At 55.6% G+C, this 22,046-nt stretch carries 22 protein-coding genes; 9 read left to right on the forward strand and 13 right to left on the reverse strand.

Annotated features, from left to right (window positions below; translation table 11 throughout):
• The first annotated feature begins 98 nt into the window (after positions 1–98).
• A complete protein-coding gene (locus WCK51_05125) occupies positions 99–2,525 on the forward strand; it encodes an extracellular solute-binding protein (protein ID MEI7576254.1) in 2,427 nt (808 codons plus the stop codon).
• Complete coding sequence (locus tag WCK51_05130) at positions 2,525–4,261, forward strand: carbohydrate ABC transporter permease (protein ID MEI7576255.1); 1,737 nt, start codon at positions 2,525–2,527, stop codon at positions 4,259–4,261. The genes WCK51_05125 and WCK51_05130 overlap by 1 nt, the downstream gene beginning before the upstream one ends.
• Here the strand turns inward: WCK51_05130 and WCK51_05135 are convergent.
• On the reverse strand, positions 4,258–5,007 hold the full coding sequence (locus tag WCK51_05135) for a DUF429 domain-containing protein (protein MEI7576256.1): 750 nt from the start codon (positions 5,005–5,007) through the stop codon (positions 4,258–4,260). The two genes, WCK51_05130 and WCK51_05135, sit on opposite strands and share 4 nt — an antisense overlap.
• A gap of 39 nt (positions 5,008–5,046) precedes the next feature.
• Entirely contained in the window at positions 5,047–6,156 is a 1,110-nt protein-coding gene (locus WCK51_05140) for a hypothetical protein (protein MEI7576257.1), read from the reverse strand.
• A 251-nt stretch (positions 6,157–6,407) separates the two neighbouring features.
• On the opposite strand from WCK51_05140, the gene WCK51_05145 reads away from it, so the two are divergent.
• Both WCK51_05145 and WCK51_05150 read left to right on the forward strand, forming a co-directional pair.
• Positions 6,408–7,088 carry a prepilin-type N-terminal cleavage/methylation domain-containing protein gene (locus WCK51_05145; GenBank protein MEI7576258.1) on the forward strand — a complete coding sequence of 227 codons (681 nt, stop codon included), beginning with the start codon at positions 6,408–6,410 and terminating at the stop codon, positions 7,086–7,088.
• Between the two features lie 85 nt (positions 7,089–7,173).
• The gene (locus tag WCK51_05150) at positions 7,174–7,797 is read left to right on the forward strand and encodes a hypothetical protein (GenBank protein MEI7576259.1); all 624 of its coding nucleotides are present in this window, start codon (positions 7,174–7,176) and stop codon (positions 7,795–7,797) included.
• On the opposite strand, the gene WCK51_05155 is transcribed toward WCK51_05150, so the two are convergent.
• Positions 7,790–9,148 carry an aminoacetone oxidase family FAD-binding enzyme gene (locus WCK51_05155; protein ID MEI7576260.1) on the reverse strand — a complete coding sequence of 453 codons (1,359 nt, stop codon included), beginning with the start codon at positions 9,146–9,148 and terminating at the stop codon, positions 7,790–7,792. The genes WCK51_05150 and WCK51_05155 overlap by 8 nt on opposite strands.
• Positions 9,149–9,263: 115 nt before the next feature.
• Between WCK51_05155 and WCK51_05160 the strand changes: the two genes are divergently transcribed.
• Both WCK51_05160 and WCK51_05165 read left to right on the forward strand, forming a co-directional pair.
• On the forward strand, positions 9,264–9,668 hold the full coding sequence (locus WCK51_05160; GenBank protein MEI7576261.1) for a hypothetical protein: 405 nt from the start codon (positions 9,264–9,266) through the stop codon (positions 9,666–9,668).
• A 48-nt stretch (positions 9,669–9,716) separates the two neighbouring features.
• Positions 9,717–10,190, forward strand: a complete 474-nt coding sequence (locus tag WCK51_05165) for a hypothetical protein (protein ID MEI7576262.1) — start codon at positions 9,717–9,719, stop codon at positions 10,188–10,190.
• On the opposite strand, the gene WCK51_05170 is transcribed toward WCK51_05165, so the two are convergent.
• From WCK51_05170 to WCK51_05180, 3 genes are all read right to left on the reverse strand, one after another.
• Positions 10,187–11,404 (reverse strand): agmatine deiminase family protein, encoded by a 1,218-nt coding sequence (locus tag WCK51_05170; protein ID MEI7576263.1) that lies wholly within the window; start codon positions 11,402–11,404, stop codon positions 10,187–10,189. The two genes, WCK51_05165 and WCK51_05170, sit on opposite strands and share 4 nt — an antisense overlap.
• Positions 11,405–11,478: 74 nt before the next feature.
• Positions 11,479–12,408: a fused MFS/spermidine synthase gene (locus WCK51_05175; protein ID MEI7576264.1), complete on the reverse strand. Its 930-nt coding sequence runs from the start codon at positions 12,406–12,408 to the stop codon at positions 11,479–11,481.
• A gap of 157 nt (positions 12,409–12,565) precedes the next feature.
• Positions 12,566–13,330, reverse strand: coding sequence for an SDR family oxidoreductase (locus WCK51_05180; protein ID MEI7576265.1), 765 nt, complete (start codon positions 13,328–13,330; stop codon positions 12,566–12,568).
• Positions 13,331–13,377: 47 nt separating this feature from the next.
• Between WCK51_05180 and WCK51_05185 the strand changes: the two genes are divergently transcribed.
• Together WCK51_05185 and WCK51_05190 are read left to right on the forward strand one after the other, a co-directional pair.
• Positions 13,378–14,460 (forward strand): aromatic ring-hydroxylating dioxygenase subunit alpha, encoded by a 1,083-nt coding sequence (locus WCK51_05185; protein MEI7576266.1) that lies wholly within the window; start codon positions 13,378–13,380, stop codon positions 14,458–14,460.
• Between the two features lie 29 nt (positions 14,461–14,489).
• Positions 14,490–14,984, forward strand: a complete 495-nt coding sequence (locus tag WCK51_05190; protein MEI7576267.1) for a GNAT family N-acetyltransferase — start codon at positions 14,490–14,492, stop codon at positions 14,982–14,984.
• 115 nt (positions 14,985–15,099) lie between these two features.
• Here the strand turns inward: WCK51_05190 and WCK51_05195 are convergent, their stop codons facing one another.
• Genes WCK51_05195 through WCK51_05215 form a run of 5 tightly spaced genes read right to left on the reverse strand, consistent with a single transcriptional unit; the run spans position 15,100 to position 19,643 of the window.
• Entirely contained in the window at positions 15,100–15,495 is a 396-nt protein-coding gene (locus WCK51_05195) for a hypothetical protein (GenBank protein ID MEI7576268.1), read from the reverse strand.
• Between the two features lie 39 nt (positions 15,496–15,534).
• Positions 15,535–16,302 carry a hypothetical protein gene (locus WCK51_05200; GenBank protein MEI7576269.1) on the reverse strand — a complete coding sequence of 256 codons (768 nt, stop codon included), beginning with the start codon at positions 16,300–16,302 and terminating at the stop codon, positions 15,535–15,537.
• A gap of 42 nt (positions 16,303–16,344) precedes the next feature.
• The gene (locus WCK51_05205) at positions 16,345–16,875 is read right to left on the reverse strand and encodes a hypothetical protein (GenBank protein MEI7576270.1); all 531 of its coding nucleotides are present in this window, start codon (positions 16,873–16,875) and stop codon (positions 16,345–16,347) included.
• Positions 16,876–16,934: 59 nt separating this feature from the next.
• The gene (gene typA / locus WCK51_05210) at positions 16,935–18,767 is read right to left on the reverse strand and encodes a translational GTPase TypA (GenBank protein MEI7576271.1); all 1,833 of its coding nucleotides are present in this window, start codon (positions 18,765–18,767) and stop codon (positions 16,935–16,937) included.
• A gap of 60 nt (positions 18,768–18,827) precedes the next feature.
• Complete coding sequence (locus WCK51_05215; protein ID MEI7576272.1) at positions 18,828–19,643, reverse strand: hypothetical protein; 816 nt, start codon at positions 19,641–19,643, stop codon at positions 18,828–18,830.
• Positions 19,644–19,737: 94 nt separating this feature from the next.
• On the opposite strand from WCK51_05215, the gene WCK51_05220 reads away from it, so the two are divergent.
• Complete coding sequence (locus tag WCK51_05220; protein ID MEI7576273.1) at positions 19,738–20,052, forward strand: antibiotic biosynthesis monooxygenase; 315 nt, start codon at positions 19,738–19,740, stop codon at positions 20,050–20,052.
• On the opposite strand, the gene WCK51_05225 is transcribed toward WCK51_05220, so the two are convergent.
• The gene (locus WCK51_05225; protein ID MEI7576274.1) at positions 20,049–20,465 is read right to left on the reverse strand and encodes a pre-16S rRNA-processing nuclease YqgF; all 417 of its coding nucleotides are present in this window, start codon (positions 20,463–20,465) and stop codon (positions 20,049–20,051) included. The genes WCK51_05220 and WCK51_05225 overlap by 4 nt on opposite strands.
• Complete coding sequence (locus WCK51_05230; GenBank protein MEI7576275.1) at positions 20,466–22,046, reverse strand: DUF3084 domain-containing protein; 1,581 nt, start codon at positions 22,044–22,046, stop codon at positions 20,466–20,468.

The raw sequence follows: 22,046 nt of genomic DNA on the forward strand, positions 1-22,046 counted from the left end.
GAACCGAGAATACCTTTCGGGTCACGATCTTGAGAAAACGAACTTGTGAATTCGTATTCACAAAATTGCAAAGTAGTGTAATAATGGTTCTGAGTTCGATGAAGAGCCGCTTTCTTTCCGTCGTTGGTTGCCTGATGGGGCTGTTTGTGGGTGTGGTTGCCCAGCCTGCCCGCCGAGAGGTTGTTTTCTGGGGGCTTTCCATGGGTCCAGACTCGAAGGGTCAGGATGCGGTTCTGCGAGAGTTTGAGAGGCGCAACCCGGACATCAAGATCAAACTGCTCAGCATGGGTGCCGGCAAGATGGACCCTCAGAAGCTGATGACTTCGATTGTTGGAAACGTCGCTCCCGATGTTATCAACCAGGATCGTTTCACGATTTCGGATTGGGCTTCGCGGGGAGCATTCCTTTCGCTCAACAACTACATTGCCAAGGACAAAGGGAAAGACCCACTGTGTCCGACTCCTGAACAGTATTATCCAGCGACTTGGGCGGAAGCTCAGTATGAGGGGCAAACGTATGCGATTCCAACCGGGGCCGACAACCGTGTTTTGTATTGGAACCGCAAAATTTTCAAGGAGAGTGAGGCGGAGCTTGTACGAAATGGGTGTGATCCAAACCGTGCGCCCCGCACATGGTCCGAACTGTTGAAGTACAGCAAAGCGATCACCAAACTAGACAAGAATGGTCGGTTGGTCCGTGCCGGGTTCATGCCAAATTTCGGCAACTCCTGGCTGTACATGTTCGCGTTCATGAACAATGCCCAGTTCCTGAGTAAGGACGGCAAGACTTCGACAATGGACACGCCGGAGGCTCGAGAAGCCCTGGACTTCATGGTCGAAGGCTACAAGATCGTCGGCGGTTACGAGAACTCGGAGAAGTTTAAGAGCGGATTCCAGGGTAAGGAGAACGATCCGTTCATTCTTGGTCAGGTCGCAATGAAGATCGACGGAGAGTGGATTCTTAATGACCTAGCTCGGTACTCGCCCTCGCTTGATTTCCAGTGTGCGCCGCCGCCTGTGCCGGATGATCGATACAACAAAGTCGGGCGGTTCAAAGACGAGAAGGATCAGTTCATCACCTGGGTTGGTGGATTCTCGCTTGCGATTCCGAAGGGTGCACGGAATCCAGAGGATGCTTGGAAATTCATCAAGTTCATGACCTCCAAAGAGGGTCGGATGATCGAGTACCGGGCTCAGGCGGCCTGGGAAAAGCAGAGAGACCGAACCTTTATGCCCCGCCAGATGGCGCACAAGGAAGGCAACGAGGAAGCGGCGACGGTGTTTGCGCCAAAGTTTGGCAACTACGGCCAGGCCCTGGCAATGCACACCCAGATGGCGAATTTTAGCCGGATTCGCCCGGCGACGTTTGTCGGTCAGCTCATTTGGCAAGAGCACGTCCGGGCGATGGAGGCGGCCTGTTTTGGCAAGGAAACAAGCCAGAAGGCTCTGGCCTCGGCGCAGGCAAACGTTCAGCGGGATCTTGATGCGTTTTTTAACAAGAGTCAGTACCCTGTCATCGACCTGCGCCTTCCTGGAGTGGTCGGAGTAGTAGGGCTGGCGGGGTTCGTCGGCTTCTTCATCTGGCAGTTCAAAAAGGAGCGTATTGGCAAGCTTGAACGGCAAGAAGCAAAGTGGGCTTATCTATTCATTTCGCCCTGGGTGCTTGGCTTTATGTTGCTTACCATTGGGCCAATGATGGCTTCGCTGTTCTTCACCTTCACTCAGTGGGACGTTCTCAACGAGGCCCGATGGGTCGGCATGAAGAACTACCAGGACATGTTTGGAAGCGATTGGAAGATGGTGAGCAAAGCTCTCGGCAATGCTGCCTACCTGGCTGGAGTTGGCGTTCCGTTAGGGCTGACAACTGGATTGCTCATTGCACTCCTTTTGAATGCTTCTGCCCGAGGTATTAGGGTTTACCGCACAGTGTTTTATCTTCCTGCGATTGTTCCAGGCATTGCGAGTGCGGTGCTTTGGTCTTGGGTTCTCAACCCAGAGCCGGTCAAAGGGTTGATCAATGCTTATTGGAATGTAACACTGACGCCTTGGCTCGGGGTTCAACCACCGGGATGGATACAGTCCGCTGAGTGGGCAAAACCGGCTTTGATCTTGATGGGCCTTTGGGGAGCTGGCAGCGGAATGGTTTTGTGGCTTGCCGGCCTCAAGGGAGTTTCGAGTAGTTTGTACGAGGCGGCCTCCTTGGATGGCGCGAATGCGAAGCAGACGTTCTGGTCGATCACCTTCCCACAGCTCACACCACTGGTGTTCTTTAATACGGTTATGGGATTCATTGGGTCGCTCCAGGAGTTCGACCGTGTGTACGTTATGCGACCTTCTTTGGATGGCCCGGTTGGGCCGGATGACTCGATGATGACTCCTGTTTATATGCTGTTCAACAACGGTTTCGGCTTGTTCAAAATGGGATACGCGTCAGCCTTGGCGTGGTTAGTTTTTGTCATCGTTGTGATGATCACGTTCCTGCAGTTTAAGCTGAAGGATCGCTGGGTCCATGAGGAGGTGAAGTGATGCCGAGCGGAACACTTTTTGCAATTGGTGTACTGGCTTCGTGGGCAGCGATCATCTTTGGGCTCAAGATGGTTAGCCAGCTGTTCTTCATCGGAACGCGGCAGCTAGACTCGGACCCTCGCCGAACCCGGTCTGAGCTGACAACCAACTCCATTTTGACGGCAGTTTGCGCCATGATCGGAGCAGCTTTTACCAGGCCGTTCGCTTCTGGCTCGTTCAAGCTTCCACTTGTTTGGTTCGTGATGCCTTGGACGGCGTGGCTTGGACTTGGATGCGCTGCGCTGATTGTCGCTCGGTTGATCCAGTCGACGACGGCAATTTCGGCTCAAGAACGGGTTGAAAAGCTGAAGGCGGTGGTCGGACTTGGTCTTGCGGTGTTGGTGTTTGCTGGACTTTACTGGTACGACCCAGCGAACAAGATTACGATCTTGCAGGGCGGGATTCCGTTCTCGCTCATGACTGCGGTTGGAGTCGTATTCATGGCCGTTGCTGCGGTGGGAACAATGGTCGTGACCGCTCACTCGGCGAATGCCCGTGGTCTAGGGAAGACCATTATCACCCAGCTAGCCCTTCTCGCTGGCTCGGTGGTCTTCGGAGTGCCGTTCCTCTTCTTGCTCGTCACCTCGTTCAAAGAAGACAAAGATATGAGCTCGCCGAACGGGATTGTCTGGATCCCCAAGGTGACGGAGACGGTCCCATATTTGAGTCCCGACAAGGCGAAGAAGCACTACGAAACCACTTTTGAAGGGAAGACTGTCGAGGGCTTAGAAATTGGTGAGGAAAACGGGAAGGTGAAGATTGACATCTTCAAGCCGATCTCGATTCGAGGAACGACCTTTCTCGCCGACCGAACAGCTCTGAAGGAAGTGCCGGTGCAGGCAAAGGTCTACACGGCGAAAGTTGGGAACGAGACCGTGACTGGATTTGAGTCGGACAGCTTGGCAGACGGCTCACGAGTTTTGCAGATCATGGAGCCGCTTGCAAAGAAAGGCACGTCGGTAACGGTGACACCGGATAAGACCGAGGCGGTTCGCCATGTGGGTCTTCGCACGGAGAACTATTCCGAGGCCTTGAGTTACCTTCCGGTCGAGACTCTTAACGGTTTGGTTTATGTCAAGAACACCCTGATCCTGGTGGTCATGAACGTTTTCGGGACGATTCTGGGTTCGAGTATCGTCGCGTATGCGTTCTCACGAATGAAGTTTCCGGGCAAGGAGAAGATGTTCTCGATCCTGCTCGCGACAATGATGCTCCCTGGGGCGATTACACTTTTGCCCCAGTTCCTCATCTTCCGAACGCTGGGTTGGATCGATACGCTCTATCCGCTGTGGGTTCCGGCGTTTTTTGGGTCTGCGTTCAACATCTTCTTATTGCGTCAGTTCTTCTCCCAGATTCCGATGGAACTTGAGGATGCGGCAAAGATCGACGGGTGTTCGTACCTGAAGACGTTCTGGTCAATCATGATTCCACAGATCAAGCCGGCGCTTGCCGTAATCGCGATCTGGACGTTCATGGGGGCCTGGAACAACTTCATGGGCCCGCTGATCTACATTAACTCGCCAGAGAACATGCCCCTGAGCTACTCGCTTGCGCTGTTCAAGGGCGACCGAAGCGGCGAACCAGGTCTCTTGATGGCGTTCTCGACATTGACGGTAATTCCGGTTATCGCGCTGTTTGCATTTGCTCAGCGGTACTTCATTGAGGGTGTGACCCTGTCGGGGTTAGGTGGTCGTTAGATAATCCAGCCTTCGAGCTTTGTGATTGGAAGGGTTGGCATTTGGCACCCGTTTGAGTACCATGCTCGAATCTGATCGACCGCGATGAGGGCATCAAGAACGTCGCCCTCAGAATCCCGGATCGCGGCTTCTCTGACATCTGGCGAAGCCTTCAAACCAAGCCTTTCGAAAATAGTTTGGCGAATTTCTTCGTTCCCTTTCTCGGCCTTGTAGCTCTCTCGTCCTATTGCGTCTCGGACCAGCTTTCCGGGAAAGACCTCGACGACGGTCGTTTGGGAATCTTTTGGCCGGACCGGAAGGATCGAGTGTGCTGAACGTTCGAGGATCGGCAGGAGCCTGGCCGCCATTCTTCCGACCGGTGGGCGGCCGAACTTCATGGAGCTGAATGCGTTCGAGTGCTGATCAGTGAGGCGTTTCGGCTCTTTGGTGCCGAGAGGTCTGACTTCACGAAACGCGGTCACCCGTTCTTCGAGAACCCGCAACGACTGATCTGGCGCGATTCTCCCCAACTCTTTCGCGATTCCGTTCCAGTCCATCTCCGGAAACAAAGTTCCGCAGAACTCCACGGGGTATCCGAAGGGAGAGTCGATTCCGACGATCCCTTCGGCGGTCTTTAACCAAGTTTCGAACTCGGTTAGCGAGTGGATTTTCGTAACACAATCGGCAACTGGTCCATTTGCCGAGACAATCACGATCGGCTTCATAGAGCTTGGGGCAGAGCTAAAGTCGACGCCGTGGAACACCATGGACATTACTTTAGCAGTTCTATGAATCGGACGGACCAGTTACTTCAGAAGAATCCGAAACACCGCCTTGCCGCTCAGTCCACCCGGGAGCCTCGTCGCCGAAACGGCACGGGATTCCATGTCGATGGCTTCAATAATCTGCTTTACGGGCTGAGCGGCCTCTTCGAAGTCTTTCAGAAGCTCCTCTTTCTTATCGCGCAGTTTTTTCAGCCGAGCATTGAATAGGCCAGAGATTGAGCCTTGGAACGCACCGGCATTTCCGTTGTTCGTTGCGTCCACGGAAGCTCCCCCTAGGCCCTCGATTGCTTTCTGCACTTTGTCGGCCGCGCTAACTGGAACGATAATCAAAACGCCCTGGGCTTCGACCGAACCTTCTTCGGTCATATGCGTAAAGCTTCTTCCGGTACCGCCGTTTGCGGATGCGATTCCCAAAATCCTGCTCTGACCGCTCGAAGGTTCGGGGCCGCTCAGAGACATAGCTACGTACTTCTCGGACGCGAACTTTGATCCGGGATTATCTCCGGCGGAAGGCTTCTTGCCGTTGGGATCAGGCAAGCCTTGGTTTGGATCCACTCCTGGAGTGATTCCAGTTCCATTGGCGTCCGGGAGACCAGGACCAGGCTTGAGCGGCGCTCCCGGGTCGAACGGAATCATACCGCCGACGTTCCCGCGCATCGGGGAAGGCAAATTGTAATCTTCGGGGTTGAAGCCGCCGCTGGGACGCTCTAGAAGCTTGCCCTGAGTTTGGGGAGGAGGAATTGGGAAACCACCATTGAGAGGCATCCAAGGGTCAAACTCTGCTGTGGAAGCGAGCTTGCGAAATGGGTTCGACACGGCAAGCAACGGAACTTCAGGCTTAGCCATGGCCGCGGCAGGGACGATCTTCTCGACCACCTTAGTAATCGTCTGAGGTTCCATTGTAAAACGACCCAAAGCGAGTCCTCCCATCAGGAACAGGGCCGCGATGAGCGGTCGGCTCTTGTAAACCGGCTCCTGGACCGGAACGTAAACAGGTCCCTGGTCCGCCTCGACCCGGGCTAGAACTTGCTCGAAGGCGTCGGGAACGATAGCCCGTTCAGGTGCAACTGGCTCGGCTTCGGTTGACGCAAGATTAAGCCCCTCGACGATGTCGAGTTGGGGTTGATCCACGTTACTCCCTTCGGGAGCTTGCCAGCCAGAATCGTTCAAATCTCTCAGACCACGTAATTGTATCGGGAATATCAAAACCAAACCTCAATTGATGCTAAAAGCAAAGCAATGAGGTGATGATCTCAGATAATCGAACTCATTCGACCTAGCAAACGTTCCGAGTTTTTGGGTTTACAGTAGTTTGGCGGGGTTGGTTGGCACGGGAGTCTTATGCCATGGCCATCTGTGGGTTGGTGTGGCAAAATGGTTGGGTGCGCCGTGCTTTTACCTTGATTGAGCTGCTTGTGGTGATTGCGATCATCGCGATTCTTGCCGCGATTCTGTTTCCAGTGTTTGCTCAGGCGAAGCAGGCGGCTAAAGCGGCTTCTTGTATGTCGAATCTTCGGCAGTTGGACATATCGTTCGTGATGTACCAAAGCGACAACGACGACCAATTTCCGCTGGGCGCTTACGGCGACGCGACTTCGACGGTGATCTGGCACGACATGATCAACCCTTACGTGAAGAACAAGCAGGTCTGGCTGTGCCCTTGTTCTTCGGTCAGCAAGTTTGACCAGAGCGGGGCGGAGACGTCGCACTTTGGCTACAACGTCCGGTACTTGACTAACCTGGAACTGGACTTTTCAAATCTGGATACGCAACGGGCAGTGACCTCGACTTCACTGGGTGATCCGGCAGGGACGGTGGCTTTGTCGACAGGACGGGCCTCGGTGGTGGGTTCTTGGTGTGGGGATGATGGGAAGTTCTTGCTTCGTCCGTCGGATTATTTGAATATCAGTGGCTCGGCGGGCTTCGACTGCTGGGGCATTCCGGATCCGAACGCGATGGAGAACGCGATCATTGCGTGGGCGGATGGCCATGCTTCGAAGAAGAAGATGTCGGCGTTCTATCTCGGTCAGACTCCGACTGATCGGTACTTTGATTTGGAGTGATTGGAGTTACACAGTTGCATGGTTGCGTAGGAGCTGGCTTGCGACCTGGGACCGCAAGTTCTTGTTATCGTGTTAGAATTGGGGGGTGGAGCCGACACCTGCGACGCATGCCTCGAAGTTCACACTGATGCAAGGTGTGATTACGGGTGTCGTGATCGTCGTGATTCTGGCGATACTGTGGCCTACGTACACCGGAGATCATCGAATCGCGGGGAAGTCGCGTTGCCTGTCGAACCTCAAGCAGCTCACCACGGCCCAACAGATTTACGCGTCTGACTGGGACGACGCGATCTCGCACAGCTATACGTTTGACGGACCGGCGGCACAAGCAGAGTTCTACGAACAGAACCTCCCGTATCTGAAGAATCCCAAGATTTTTCTGTGCGGAGAGTCGGCGAACTATCTGTCGGATCGGAACAATTCCGGGAAGCATGTTGACTTCCAGCACTTTCCTCTGATTCTGAAGCAGGTGGGCCAGGACAGGCTCATTCATCTTGACAAAATCGACGCTCCCGATAAAGTCGCCTGGATGCACGACCCGATTCTGAAGATCGCCAAAGTGCCGGGAGGCGAGGAAGTGGAGACGAACCACAAGAAGAACCCAAATGGGTTCGTTGTTTCGTTTTTTGATGGTCACGCCAAGTGGACTCCGACTCTGAAAGGCGGCCCCACTGGGGCGATGAGCACCGACGGGGTGTGGCTCAAGTAGCTGAGGCATCACTCGCGGCAGACTCTCCCGCGACGTAGCCCGTCGCAAACGCAGCCTGCAGGTTGTAGCCCCCCACAGGCCCCGCGACATCGAGGACTTCGCCGCAGAGAAACAGGCCAGGGACTAGGCGGGACGCCATGGTTTGGTGGTCGACTTCGGCGAGGTTGACTCCGCCGGCGACGACTTCGCCTTTTTCGAGGGGCACGGTTCGGACGGCGCCGAGGGGGAGGGATTTGATGGTTTCGACGAGCCGGACGCGAGGCTTCTTTTCGAGTTTGGCGAAGAACGTGTACTCGTCGATTCCGCATTGGCGGAGGATATAGGGGGCAAGACGCTGGGGGACGGAGTCGGCGATGAAGCTGCTGACGGGTCTCCGTCCATCCTGGCGCAGGATTGCCTCGGTGATCTGTGGGTGGTCGATTCCGGGGGCGAGGTCGGCTTCGAGTTTGATCTCGCCTTCGGCGAAGTTCTCGGCGATGAGGCGGCTGATGCCGAGGACGGTTGGACCGGAGACCCCTTGGTGGGTGAAGAGCAGGTCACCTTGCCAGCGGGCGATTTCTTTTCCGTTCCTTTTTGCTTTTAGGGTGATGTCGTCAAGAGAGACGCCGCTGAGTTCGGGGTCGAAGGGGTCGAGCTCGAGATAGACCGGGGCGAGGGCAGCGGTGAGTTTTTCGACGGTGTGGCCGAGGTCGCGGGCCCATTTCCAGCCGTCGCCGGTGGTACCGCTATTGGGGTAGCTCGATCCTCCGGCGGCGAGGATGATCTTGTCGCACTGAATGATTTGATCATTCAGTCCGGCGCTTGTGGTGCCGGTTTGGAGCACATCACTGAGGAGGGCTTTGGCACCGAAGCGGGGTTTGTCGTCTTTTTGGGCGTACCCTTTCGCTTTCTCGAACGGGGCACCGGTTCGGACTCCGGTGACTCTTCCGTTCTTGATTAGGATTTCCTCCACAGGGGTGTTAAGGCTGACTTCGACCCCTGCTTCGTCGAGGTAGTCCTGAAGGATCTTCACAACGTCTTTGGCGGTTTGGTGGACCGGGAAGATTCGTCCGTCGGGGCGGGTGTAGACCTCAAGACCCCTCTCCGTAAACATTGGGACGATCTTTCGATTCGGAAATCGGTTGACGGCGGAGCGGATGAAGTCGGCTTCGTTTTTACGGAAGGCGCGGATGACGTCGCCGATGGGGCCATCGTGGGCGATGTTGCACTTGCCTCCTCCCGAGATGAGGATCTTGGTGCCGATCCGGCTCGTCTTTTCGAGGACCAGCACTTTCTTTCCAAGAGACGCCGCTCGCCAGGCTGCGAAGATGCCCGCCGCTCCGGCTCCGATGACGACCACGTCGGGTTTCACTAGATGATTATGGAAGGTTGTCCGGTCGAGATCGCGCCCTTGGGCGGGTGGGGGCGTCCGCGCTCCAAGAGATTCGGTCAACCTTTTCAACTCTTTCACCCTCAGAGACTCTGTTATGCACAAACTCGCGCTCTCTTTCATCATCCTCGCTATCGCGATTGCCGCCCATGCCGACATCGTTGGGAAGTGGAACGGTTCCGTCGATCAGTCTGGAATTAAGATCAGCGGTGGGACGATGCAAATGCCTACGATCCTGATGGAAATCAAGAAGGACGGCACTTACGTGAACACCTACAAGCAACCCACAGGCGAGCGAAAGGTCACCGGGAAGTGGGTGCGCAAAGGGAACGACCTTCTGCTCACGCCGGACAAGATGACCGGCAACAAGCCACCTGCCCTGACCATCTCGAAAGATGAGAAGATGATTACGATGAAGGTTCAGGCAAAGATGGGTTCGGCCAATGACGCCGCGAAGAACGGGACTCCGCTAGAGCTGAAGATCGTTTTTAAGCGAGCGTAAGCGAAAAACTATCAACCAAATGGCTCTCGGCGATCTCAAAACACTTGAATGAGAAAACTTGTGATTGCTTATGCCGTCCTCGCCGCCGCAGTCGCCGCCAACGCCGACGTTTCGGGCATCTGGCGTGGCAAACTCACGCCACCAAAAGATAAACCTGCAGACTTCAACACATTCGCTCCCGACATCGTTCTGGAACTCTTAGCAAACGGGAAGTGCAAAATAACGTTCGACAACTCGGAAATGGCTAAGCAATCCGGACACGAGTTCCCAAACCGAGTTTTCGATGGGGTGTGGACCCAGGACAAGAATGTGATCAAGATCACCGCCCTTATCAATGGCGTCAAACGGCCACTTTCCGCTTTACAGGAACTGATCGTGGCTACCGATGAGAAGCAGTTGACATCTAAGGGCTCCGCCAGAACGGGAACACCCGACGGGCGAGGAGGAATCTCGGATACGAACGAAACCAAACCGTTGAGCTATGTGTTTACTCGACCGAAATCCGAGAAAAAGCCAGGCTAGCGCGGCTCGTTCGCGGTAATGCAGTGAATACCACCGCCGCCCAGGTTCACGGAGCGTGTTTCGATTGCTACGACCCGGTGTTTGGGAAATAGCTTTTTGAGCTGCGCTACGGTCTCACGGTCCTTACGCTTTAGGGCAATCGGGGCGCCGGGGCGGTAGAGCTTGGAAGTGAGAACCACGCCGTTGGTGATGAGGAAGTTGAGATAACTGGCGGCGTGGGCGACCTTGATGGGCTTGCCTTTGGGGAACTGGTGGGCAGGGCGGTAGTTGAGGCTCGCCATAAAGTCATAAACCGGGTCGCCGGGTCGAAGCGTTTCGATGTGAAGGTCGGCGGCGGCCATTCGGTGAATCTTGAAGGGCTTACCATGGATGTCCCTCGCGGCCTTTAGAACCTGGTAGTTGGCCTCCATGCGCTCGCGGTTTCGGCGGGCAAGGTCAGACTTCTTGGCTTCGGCCTCAGTAACCTCGGCGCAGACGATGGTGTGAGCATCGACAAACCGGGCAATGTTGTCCATGTGCCCGCCGGTGGTGACGGGCATGTAGATTTCACCCTCTGGCAGGTGGAGCGGGCCGCTGAAGAAGAGGCCGTCTTCGATGATTCCGCTATCGAGCCAGATGATCTTTTCGACGCCCATCGCGGCTTTTAGGCGGGCATCAATTTCTTCGAACGTGAGGTCCGGGTTTCGCTGGGTTTCGACCTCTTTGACGAACATGGCGACGCCGTCGCCGTTGGCTTCGCGGTCGCCGCCTTCGCCGATGGTCTCACTTTTGCGCGTCGGGACTTTGAGCTGACCGGCGAGGAAACGGTCAATCTTTTCATGCTGGACGGAGGTCGGATCGGTCGTTTTTTCGTAGCCCCAGTAGTTGAACCCGAAGTCGAGGATGGTTTTCTGCTTGCCGTTGGTGATGAAAAATGGCCCGAAGTCGCGCATCCAGATTTCGGAGTAGTCCGCGACGCGGAGATTGAGGCGTTTTTGTGGAAGCTGTTTCCTGACCTGCTTGCGGATAGCCTCACTGGGGACGAGCATTTCGACGGTGACATTCTTCGTTAGCTCGCGAACGATTTCTTTGGTCGTTGCCGCAATGCTCAGCCCCTTCTTATGATCGTAAGTCGGCCACGCCATCCAGACGGCACGCTGCGGAGCGAATTCGGCGGCGGCTTGTTGGGGAGCATCGACGCAAAGCACGGCGGCGGCGAGCAATGTCGTTATCACGTTCGGAGTTTACACCCCAGAGAATTCCTCACCCCCTCATTCCTCCTCTTCACAAGTGGAGAGGGGGACTTTCCTTACGCTGTCCAGACGAATGGCTCGGCATCGGTGAGGATGCGAGCGGAGTTCTTTTGGGCTTCGATCAGATACTCGGGAAGGGTGAAGCAGGCGTTGTGGAATCGGCCGGTGTAGTAGCGGTTCTTGACTCCTCTTTGGGCGAATCTGGCTTCGATTTCTTCTGAAGTCAGAGCCATTGGGTCGTGCTTTTTGGAGGCAAGAACGAAGCCCCAAGGCTGGAAGAAGGTGGTGACGATTCCGTAGTAACCGTAGACGTAGGGGAAGACTTCCTTCATCGATTCGAGCGTTTCGATGCAGGAGACCATGCACTCGGGGTAGTTCTCGTTGGCGGAACCGGCTTGCATGGCGAAGACTCCGTCTTCGCTCATGGCGTCGGCGGCGATTTGGAAGTATTCCTTAGTGAAGAGGAACTGGCCGGGGCCGTCTTCGTGGGGGTTCGGGAGGTCACTGAGGATGACGTCGAAGTTTGCACCCTTGTGGTCGACGAGCCATTGCCGGGCGTCAGTGTGAAGGAGTTCGGTGCGAGGATCTTCGAACGCGCCTTGGTGCCACTCGGGCATGTGAACCTTAACCATATCGACGAGTTCTTCGTCGATGTCAACCATGACGGCTTTCTCAACAGTGTTGTGCTTTAGGGCTTCTCGGAGCGTTGCGCCTTCGCCACCGCCGCAGACGACCACCGACTTCGGATTCGGGTGGAGGGTCATCGCAGGTTGGCTCATGCACTCGTGGAAAACATACTCATCCATGATCGAGGTCTGGATGTTGTAATCCAGGAAGAGCGATTTTCCGAACCGGGGGATGTCGCAGATCTGGTACGTCTGGTACTCGGTCTTGCCTTCAAGGATCATCCTCTCGACTCGGTACTGCCAGATTGCCGCACTGGTGTGCGTTTCGTTGATAAAGATTCCGGTTGCGTCGCTGCTCATTTGCCCAGGCTATTGTGACATATCCTGATTTGGAGTGCGGAAACTTGTTACCGCTTTTGAATAGCACGAGCTATGCTCGGCGTGTAGATAGACACCACCTTCCGGTCGCGACAAGCCGCTGGCAAGTCGAAGCGGGAACAAGTTTCCGCACTCCAAATTAAACGGCCATGACGTTGTAGCCGCTGTCAACGAAGATAATCTGGGCGGAGACGCCTTTGCTGAGATCGCTGATCAGATACAGAGCGGCTCCGGCGGCTTCTTCTTGGCCGTATTCGCGTTTGAGCGGGGCGGTGTTTTGGACGGATTTGATGAAGTCGCTGAGTCCGCTCACGCCTCGGCCCGAGATGGTGTTGACGGGGCCGGGGGAGACGGTGTTGACGCGGATTCCGCGGTCGCCAAGTTCGGTGGCGAGGTAGCGGACGCTGCTCTCCAAGGCGGCTTTGCAGAGGCCCATCACCTTGTAGTTGTTCATCACCCGGGTGCTACCGATGTAGCTGAGGGTGACGATGCTACTGTCTTCCTTCATCAGCGGCTCGAGGGTTTGGCAGGTCTTGATCATCGAGTAGACGCTGGCGTTCATCGCCGTATTGAAGTCTTCGAGGGTGGTGTCGAGAAAGCGACCAGTGAGGGCTTCTTTGGGCGCAAAGCCGACGCTGTGGACCAGGAAGTCGAGCTGGCCCAGCTTGGCTTTGACCTGGTCATGAAGAGCTTCGTATTGCTCGGCGAACATGAAGTCGACGGTAACCGTCTCGAATCGCTCTCGTCCGTCCAGGAGCTTGTTGACGCCTTCGAGAAGTCGCTCGTTTTGTGCGCCGACGCCAACGATTGCGCCCTCTTGGTTCGCTCGATCGGCGATCGCCCAGCCGATGGAGTTTTTGTTCGTGACGTTGAGGACGAGACCGGTTTTCCCTTCGAGAAGCATGATTTGGATTATGACCGGTTTTGCTGCACCGCGGCTAAACTACAACCATGAGCTACCACGTTGACCCGGAGATCAAGAAAGCTGAAACCTTGCCTTCGAGTTACTATATTGATCCCTCCGTGTGGTCCGCCGGAAAAGATCGGTACTTCGCGCCTAGTTGGCAGTTCATCGGCGACGACTCGATGGTCAAAGTTCCGGGGCAGGTTTATCCGTTTGAGCTTTTGCCGGGGTATTTGGATGAGCCGTTGGTGTTGACTCGGGACTCGCAGGATGCTATTCGGTGTTTGAGTAATGTCTGCACCCACCGAGGGATGCGCCTGTGCGAAGGCGCGGGGAACGAGCGGTTCCTGCGATGCCGGTACCACGGTCGGCGGTTTGGGCTGGACGGGCAGATGCAGCACATGCCGGAGTTTGAAGGTGTTGAGGGGTTTCCTCGGGCGGAGGATCATCTAACTTCGGTGCCGCTGCATCGGTGGGGGCCGTTACTGTTCACCTCTTTGAATCCGGCTCGGTCCTTTGAGGAGGAGTTCAAGCCGATGCTTGACCGAATTGGGTGGTTGCCTCTCCACGAGTTTCGACATGATCCGGCGAATTCTCGGGACTACGTGGTGAAGTGCCACTGGGCGTTGTATTGCGATAACTATCTTGAAGGCTTCCACATCCCGTTCATACACGCCTCACTGAACGAGGTCTTGGAGTACGAGAACTACAACACGTATTATTACGATTCGTTCAATCTCCAGCTAGCTGAAGCAAAGGGAACCGAGGGCTGCTTTGATCTACCAGCTTCGTCGCCGGATTTTGGGAAGAACATCTCGGCCTACTACTATTGGCTGTTCCCAAACCAGATGCTCAACTTCTATCCTTGGGGGCTAAGCGTTAATGTTGTGCGTCCGATCTCGCCGGAGCTCACGCGGGTGTCGTTCATTCGGTACGTCTGGGATGAATCAAAGATCGGTGTCGGTGCGGGTGCGGAGCTTGATCGAGTGGAACGGGAGGACGAGCAGGTTGTAGAGCTTGTTCAGCGCGGGATGAAGTCGCGGTTCTATTCGACAGGAAGGTTCTCACCGAAGCGGGAGATTGGGACGCATCACTTCCATCGGCTGTTGGCGGAGCGTCTGAGCGAGTGAGCGTGGAACGGCTTGAGCTTGTGTTAGGGGTGTTTGATGAGAGGGATCGCACCGCTCTTGTGCGCTTATGGACGGACCCTCAAGTGCGAGAGTTTCTCGGCGGGCCGGCTTCGGCGGAGCGGGTAGAAGCAATGCTCTCCAAGTTCTTGACGCCTTCGGTAGGAAACCCGGATCGCGTCGATTATGCTCTGAGAGATGCAGAGTGTCTGGCGGGCGTCATCACGTTTTCGCCCCACACGGACGGCGGCGACATCGAAGTATCTTATCTACTCCTGCCCGAATGGTGGGGTCGAGGAGTCATGCGGTTGGGATTACTCGATGCCTTGCGCGTGTATGCAGAAGAACGTCAGGTGGAGCGTGTGATCGCAGAAACTCAGGCCGCGAACGAACGCTCATGTCGCCTATTGACTAGGCTCAAGTTTCGTCTAGATCGTGAATTGGTGCGATTTGGAGCCGAGCAGCACATTTACTCCCTTGCGATGCCTCCGAACGAGCTGCCCCGCTACTTATCTCAGGCCTGGTGAGCTTACGACCCGTCGCGTGCCCAAGGCCAATCCCCACCCGAGAAGAGTCCGATCCCGCCGCATTCGCTCTTGGATCAGCCTCTCCTCGGGACCCGTGCCCTACGCGGCGGAGCCGCTAGATTTTGCCGTGCGGGAGTTTTATGGGGTCCGCTGACTTGGTCTGCTCCGCGTAATCCGCTCGTTCCATTCGGTAGAACCCTAGCGAGAAGAGGAGCCACTGGGCGAGGAAACCGGAGATCGTTGAGCCGAGTTTGTCTTTGATGATGGCTCCGATAAACAAAAAGACAAGCCCTTCGATAAAGAGTTGGAACGAGGCTTTGCTGCGAAAAACTGACCAAGGGAGGAGCGGCAGGAGTACGGCAGCACTGAAGTCAGGGGCAGCGTTGCCGCCCGAGAGTCGATTGCTAACCCAACCCGCCCAGGCGTACGAGCTGACCAAAACGAACCCAGCCTCTACGGCGAAAAGCGATGCTCTTTTTGAATTGCTTCGGTCCAGGAGTACGCCGGTCACAGCTTTATGATACGCGACCCTGAGTCCTTCCGCATTGCCTTAGCCCGGAGAGAACTCCCAATACAGGTACCAGCTACCTTTCAGTCGTCGAAACGCAACTTGAGCTTGCCCAGGAACTGGTTCCTGGGCGTCGAGAGTTGGAAGGATTGGCGACGGCGTAGCACTAGCGAATGCGAAGCCCTTTCGGGTGTGAGTAGCGAGGAAGAAGTAGGTGCGCCATTGTGGAAGCAACCAAACTGAACCACGCCTAACGAGCGTTCCTTCGAGGCCGATTTTATCGAAGGTGTCGCGAATTTCCTTTATGGACCTCAGTTGTTGGAGAGAGCAACTGTCTTCGGGTGGATCGGACCACGATGGGCCTACCCTGTTTATCCCTTTTGATTGGGAGAGGAGTCGTGCCAAGCGATTGAGATGATCTTGGTTAGAATCAAAACTTGCGACAAGAGCTGAATCCAAGGGCGGTTCGTTGCCGATCCGTGCTGCACGCCGAAGAGTTGCCGGAAATCCAACGAGCCATACAAAGGTCAGTAATGCACAGAACCACTTGGCTCGAGATGTGGTACGTTCAAGTTTTCCAGGGTCAACCGTGGCTCCCACAATCAGGCTTAGGATGGCGACCCAGGGTCCTATGAACACAACAGCGAGTCCAAACGCGATTCCCGGGGCTAGTGCCGTGCAAACTAGCAGGAACAAGGATCCGAACCAGATCAGTGAGCAGCAAGCGGTGAAGATTCTTGTTAAATAAGTTGACGCGACAGACTTAGAGCGCTCGGCGGTTGATGCGTTCAGGTCTTCCCCTCGAGTCACCTCTTGATTGTATCAAAAGTCTGAGTATGATGTCTCGGTGGACTATCGCGGGCCGTTCCCGATCGGAACCCCAACCATTGCCGATAGCAACTCCGCAACCCCCAACGCCTCGGAGTCCAGGTTGTGTTGAACGATTTGTCCGGGAAGGAAATCGTCCCACATCATCCAGTCGGGCCAGAGGGAGTTGTTGACGAATTCGCCTTGACCGTAAAAGCGAAAGAGGGTGAGTTCGCGGTCGTCGGTGAGCCAGAGGCCGACTTTGTAGAGGTCCTCGGAGTCGTGAGAGACCCAATCGTTGCCCATCATGTCGTTGTAGGAGTAGATGATTTCGTGGATGCGGTCGAAGGCAATGACCTTGCGGGAAGTGAACGCCCAGAATCGGCGGTCTTGGATACGGATGATTCGGCTTTTGGGGTCGATGGAGACTCGGCGTTTGCGTCCGCCGGCGGTAATCAGGGCGGTGCGCCATCCTGATTCGAGGATGAGAAGAGACCCTTCTCGGCGCACGAAGGGCCGCGGGGCAAAGGCTTTGGTGATGAGCCGAGAGGCGACTGAGCTGAGGATGTCGCTCATCTAGGTTAAGGATAGCTGAATCCCCTCTCCGTATTGAGATGGAGAGGGTTGGCTAGGCATTAGACCAGGACTTCGGCACGCCGTTCGGAGACTCGGCGCTCGGAGTGGTCGAGGACCTTTTTTCGGAAACGAAGCTGCTTCGGCGTGACCTCAAGAAGCTCGTCGTCGCGGAGCCAGGCGAGAGCTTGCTCAAGCGAGAAGTCCTTGTGCGAGTCCAGAACCGAGGTGGCTTCCGAGTTAGCGGAGCGGATGTTGTTCGCGGCCTTTTCCCTCGTGCAGTTAACGATCATGTCTTCGTCGCGGCTACAGGCTCCGACGATCATTCCGGCGTAGACTTCGGTCTGGACTGGGTAGAACAGGGTTCCGCGCTCCTGGACGTCCTCGTAGGCGTATCGCGTGATCTTGCCCGGATCCTTGCTGATCAAGGAACCTTGGGTCCGGCTGGCAACTTCGCCCTTATATGGCTTGTAGCCGTCGAACAAGGAAGAGATTAAACCAAGGCCGCGCGAGAGGGTCAAGAAGGTGGATCGGAAGCCGATGAGACCACGAGTTGGGACGGAGTATTCGAGCGATTGGGTGCCGTTGTCGTTGACGCGCAGGTCGAGCAGGTCGCCCTTTCGGCGGCTCATTTCTTCCATGACCGAACCAACTGCGTCCTCGGGGACTTCGAGGGTCGCGATCTCGTAAGGCTCTTCGATCTTGCCGTTATCGTCCTTCTTGTAGATAACTTGTGGTCGCGAGATCTGCATCTCGTAGCCTTCTCGGCGCATCGTTTCGATGAGGATCGCGAGTTGGAGTTCGCCTCGGGCTTGGGTCTTGACGGTGTCGGTGGCGGCAGTGTTGTCAATCTTGACCGAAACCGAAACGGCTTCTTCTTTCTCGACTCGCTCGCGAATCTTGTGGATGGTGAGGAATTTACCGCCGTCCTTTCCGCTGAGCGGGGAGTTGTTGGCGTAAAAGTTCATCGACAGGGTGCTTGGCTCGACCTTAATGGCGGGGAGGGCTTCGCTGGTGTCGTTGTGAGCGATGGTATCGGAGATCAGGACGTTGTCGAGACCAGCGAGCATTGCGATCTCGCCAGCGGCGACGGATTCGGTTTCCTTGAGCTGGATTCCCTCGTACGTCCAGAGCTTGGTGACGTTGAAACCGGCTTTCTTGGTCATGCCTTCGCGGAGCATTTCGACGCGGTCGCCGACTTTGACTTCGCCACGGAGAACCTTTCCGCCGAACATTCGACCGAGGTACTCGCTGTAATCGAGGTTGTTCACCTGGAGTCGGAACGAGCCTTCTCGCTCAACGCGAGGCTCCGGAACGTTTTCGACGATCATGTCGAACAGGAGCTTCATATCGGTCTCGGTTCCTTCCGGAGTTGCTCGGGCATAGCCGCCAGCACCTGAGCCGTAGAGGACCGGGAATTCGAGGTCAACGTCGTCGCCGCCGAGGTCGATGAAGAGGTCGAGAGTCTTGTCGTAGGCGTAATCAGGTCGAGCGTTTTCGCGGTCGATCTTGTTGATAAAAACGAGTGGCTTGAGGCCGTTCTGGAAGGCTTTCTTCAGAACGAAGCGGGTTTGGGGCATCGGGCCCTCGTTTGCGTCGACGACGAGAAGGACGCTATCAACCATGCTGAGAACTCGCTCGACTTCGCCGCCGAAGTCGGCGTGGCCGGGAGTGTCAACGATGTTGATCTTGGTTCCCAAATACTGAACTGAGGCGACCTTGGAAAGGATGGTAATGCCCTTTTCGCGCTCAAGGTCGTTGCTATCCATGACGCGATTCGCCATGTGCTGGTTCTCTCGGAAAAGTCCCGCCTGCTTGAAAATGGCGTCGACGAGCGTCGTCTTGCCGTGATCGACGTGCGCGATAATGCCAATGTTCCGAATTTTGGGGGACATAGAAGCCAGTTTACCTTTTTGAGGCTGGTTGGGGGTTTGGAGTGGGGCGCAGGGGGTTGCCTAGTAGCCGGAAGCGAATACTGAGCGCGCGGCTTTGAGCGAGCAATTCTGGTATTTCGAGTAGGCAAGGGCGGCTCGCTGAATGGCTTTGGCCGAGGATTCTTGACGCTCGAAACTTTGAATCGAGGCTTCAAGGACGTAAGCTTCCGGAGCCATCAGAGACTTTGTCCAGAGGATCGGTTTGGCTGCTGTAGGACGAATATGAGGTTCAAAGAACTTCTTGCTCTTGCAGCATAGGATCGCGACCGATTTCGGAGCACTCAGTTTGGAATGGGTTGTGACGGGGAGCCTAAAGTCCATAAGGCCGTCGTGACCCAGGAAGACCAGCATGTCGGCTCCACCCCCGAATGCTTGTCTCGAGTCGGGTAGCGCTTTGGGATCAAAGCCGTTGGTGAAGCTAAGGAAGTCCTCGATTGCGTTCTTGATGTTTCGACCTCGATACGCGTCTGCAACGAGAGTGGTCCCCGAAGAGTTTCGCAGGATGATCCGCTCCAGGATTCCCGGTTTGGGGTTTTTGGTCGAGCTGATTCTTTTCCAGCCGCGTCGCGGTGTGAAGTAGGCCTTGACTCCGTACATTGAGCCCCAGTACAGGTTGTCCTTCAGGTCGTCGCCGTTCCCAAGTCGAGGCGGGACGGGGACGATGCCTTGGTATTTGTTATCGCAGAGTGCGACTAGAACGTGGATGACAGGCTTCGAGTTCGAGTGAGAACTCGCTACCCGGTTTTTGGCGGTGACTTGCGTGGGCCGTGCTGGGGTTCCGGAGTTACACCCTAGAGCAGGTACTAAGGCAAGAAAGACCAAAGCAAATTTGCTCATCTTCCAATTCGCAACACTTTCAATTTGATGATAGTTCCTGAGCTGTCGGTCCAAGTTCGTGAGAGTGATATCTTGCGCTACATATGGCGTAGGAATGAGTGTGGAAAAGCCGGAAATCACATTTGCCGTTCTTTACCGCTGGCGTCTGGTGCCAGGTTCAGAAGCAGTGTTCAAGGACTCATGGGCGAAAGTCACAGAGCAGCTAAAGACTCGCGGTGGTAGAGGGTCAAGGCTACACAAAGCTGAAGATGGGACTTGGTATGCGTACGCCCAATGGCCTTCTGCGAAAGCGCGCGAGGAGGCAGTCGCAGAACCGTCCGATGCTGAATTGGGCAGAGGAATGTCCGAGTCAATTGCAGAGCGCTTTGATGAGATTCGATTGGAGATCGTAGCCGATTTTCTGGACTAGCCCTCGCTCAAAACCCGCTCTGCCAGAACTAGGGCCGCGAAGTCATCGTACGGCTCGGGCGGTACCTGGAGCGAGGCGGGCAGTAGCTTCCGCCACCCGGTACGTGGGTTGGACTCCCAGTAACGTTCGCGAGCTTGAATCGTCGTCTCCTTCTCATCAATAACAAGGAGACCCATCGAAGGCAGGTGCCGACGAATCGCGGTTTTGACTTGCTTAGAGCCGGTCGAATCCCCAAGAATCACGAGATGGAACTCGTGGACGATGTAGGCTTCGTGGAGTTTGACGAGGACGCTGTCGATAGGAACAACGTCGTGCCAGAGCATGTTGATGGTGCCGTTGGACTCGCGTTGGACCAGGGCAAGACCGCATTTGCTGGTGCCGGGATCAATACTCAGGACGGTTTTGGGAGTCATCTAGCGCACCACAAGGTCGAACTCCAGTTTATCTCCCGCCCGGATGTCTTTGCGGGCGACGGCTTGGAGCCTCAGGAGGCGGTTTGTGGAGCGCACAGTGCGGATTGTGCTGAGAAGCTGGCCTGGATCAAGTTCACCAAAGGTTTCGCCGTCTCGACTCTGGATCGGAACCATTTTCACCCGCTTGGCCTTCGCGTTGACGTAGACGCGAACGAAATCGCGGATTTCGGCGAAGACCTCGATATCCGAGTTGCGGCCATCAGCGCGGCCCTCGGCGATGACATCACCCTGTTGGAAGACGACCGGATTGGGATAGAAGGTGAGATCTAGCGTGACTGGTTCGCCGACAAAGCGGTTCCAAGTTGACCTGGCGACAAGAACTCGGGTTGCGTTGGACGGTGTGATCTGCTTGACCCAGAAATCCTCGACTTCACTCTGCGGGATTTCCAGACGATTGACAATTCTCAGAAGGCCAGCCTCCCCAGGAAACGGATAGGCCGGATCAGGCTGGGCACCTTTTGATGCGGCTACAGTTTTAGCCGAACGGATGAGCGAGCGGAGCAAGTTTCGAGCCTCATCAGAGGTGAGGCTTGATGGGACGATGATCCGGGCCAGCTCTTCGCCTTTGCCGATTGCGACCGTCGACGTCCGTGAGAACGCTGCATAATTGCTGTTCTCTTTGCGAACTTGCTCGAGCACGTCCTGGCTATCTTTGATCTGCCGAACGAGATCGGATAGATCCTTGTTTGCGGATTCCTTGTCGCCTTTGAGCGTCTCAATTTCGGCCATCAGGGTCGGTAGCTGTTGCCTCAGTTCAGTGAGGTTCTTGGTGAGAAGGTCGTTGTTCTTTTGGATATCAAGATTACGAGCATTCAGGTTGTTGTAGTCGCTCAGGGCCTGCGTCTTTGCGGCGTCGGCAGCGTCGCGTTGTTTCGTTGTCGCTTCTAGGCTTTGACGAATGACCCTGAGTCCGGCTTGCTCTTTGGAAAGCAAGGATTTCGTGGCATCTAGGGTAATCCTTGCGGCGGCGCTTTGCTTGCGGAAACTGACGCTTTCACTTTGGAACCGGCGAATCGAGGATTCTGCTCGGCTGACAGCAGAGCTCAGCCGACTAAGCTGACCTTGCTGGCTGTCAATCGTCTTCTTCAGGAGGTCTGCTCTGGCGATCTGCGCGGCGGCCTCCTTCTTCTTCTGTTCAAGCGACTTGTTGAGCTCCTCTTGCTTCTTTTTGCTATTGGTTAGGAGGTCCTGACTACTTTTCAGAGACTGATTCGTCTCGCGGAGCAAGGTGTTTTTGGCTTGAACTTCGTCCTCTTTTTGTTTCAATTCCTGGACCGCTTTGCGCCCTCGGGTGACCCAGGTTCGGAACTCTGCACTGGAGGCAGCAAGGAGCAACACGGTGATGAGCGGTATGAGCATTCCCGTGATCGTGACGCTTGCACGGGCGATGTATTTGGGGCGGATGTGCCAAAGCGAAAGGCGCTTTTTGCCGATTTTGTAGCCGAGAATGTCGGCGACAAAGGCGGATATTCCGCCAAGCGCGATCATCAGAACTATGAATCCGGTTGCGACGCCGTCCAT

The organism is Armatimonadota bacterium (assembly GCA_037138755.1).
In the GTDB taxonomy this organism is placed as follows: domain Bacteria; phylum Armatimonadota; class Fimbriimonadia; order Fimbriimonadales; family Fimbriimonadaceae; genus Fimbriimonas.

Coding starts and splice junctions, on each gene's coding strand:
- WCK51_05205 (MEI7576270.1), bottom strand. CDS start 16,875: ATGAGCGACATCCTCAGCTCAGTCGCCTCTCGGCTCATCACCAAAGCC.
- WCK51_05230 (MEI7576275.1), bottom strand. CDS start 22,046: ATGGACGGCGTCGCAACCGGATTCATAGTTCTGATGATCGCGCTTGGC.
- WCK51_05165 (MEI7576262.1), top strand. CDS start 9,717: ATGAGAAAACTTGTGATTGCTTATGCCGTCCTCGCCGCCGCAGTCGCC.
- WCK51_05220 (MEI7576273.1), top strand. CDS start 19,738: ATGAGTGTGGAAAAGCCGGAAATCACATTTGCCGTTCTTTACCGCTGG.
- WCK51_05130 (MEI7576255.1), top strand. CDS start 2,525: ATGCCGAGCGGAACACTTTTTGCAATTGGTGTACTGGCTTCGTGGGCA.
- WCK51_05160 (MEI7576261.1), top strand. CDS start 9,264: ATGCACAAACTCGCGCTCTCTTTCATCATCCTCGCTATCGCGATTGCC.
- WCK51_05225 (MEI7576274.1), bottom strand. CDS start 20,465: ATGACTCCCAAAACCGTCCTGAGTATTGATCCCGGCACCAGCAAATGC.
- typA (MEI7576271.1), bottom strand. CDS start 18,767: ATGTCCCCCAAAATTCGGAACATTGGCATTATCGCGCACGTCGATCAC.
- WCK51_05215 (MEI7576272.1), bottom strand. CDS start 19,643: ATGAGCAAATTTGCTTTGGTCTTTCTTGCCTTAGTACCTGCTCTAGGG.
- WCK51_05125 (MEI7576254.1), top strand. CDS start 99: ATGAAGAGCCGCTTTCTTTCCGTCGTTGGTTGCCTGATGGGGCTGTTT.
- WCK51_05180 (MEI7576265.1), bottom strand. CDS start 13,330: ATGCTTCTCGAAGGGAAAACCGGTCTCGTCCTCAACGTCACGAACAAA.
- WCK51_05135 (MEI7576256.1), bottom strand. CDS start 5,007: ATGGTGTTCCACGGCGTCGACTTTAGCTCTGCCCCAAGCTCTATGAAG.
- WCK51_05185 (MEI7576266.1), top strand. CDS start 13,378: ATGAGCTACCACGTTGACCCGGAGATCAAGAAAGCTGAAACCTTGCCT.
- WCK51_05175 (MEI7576264.1), bottom strand. CDS start 12,408: ATGAGCAGCGACGCAACCGGAATCTTTATCAACGAAACGCACACCAGT.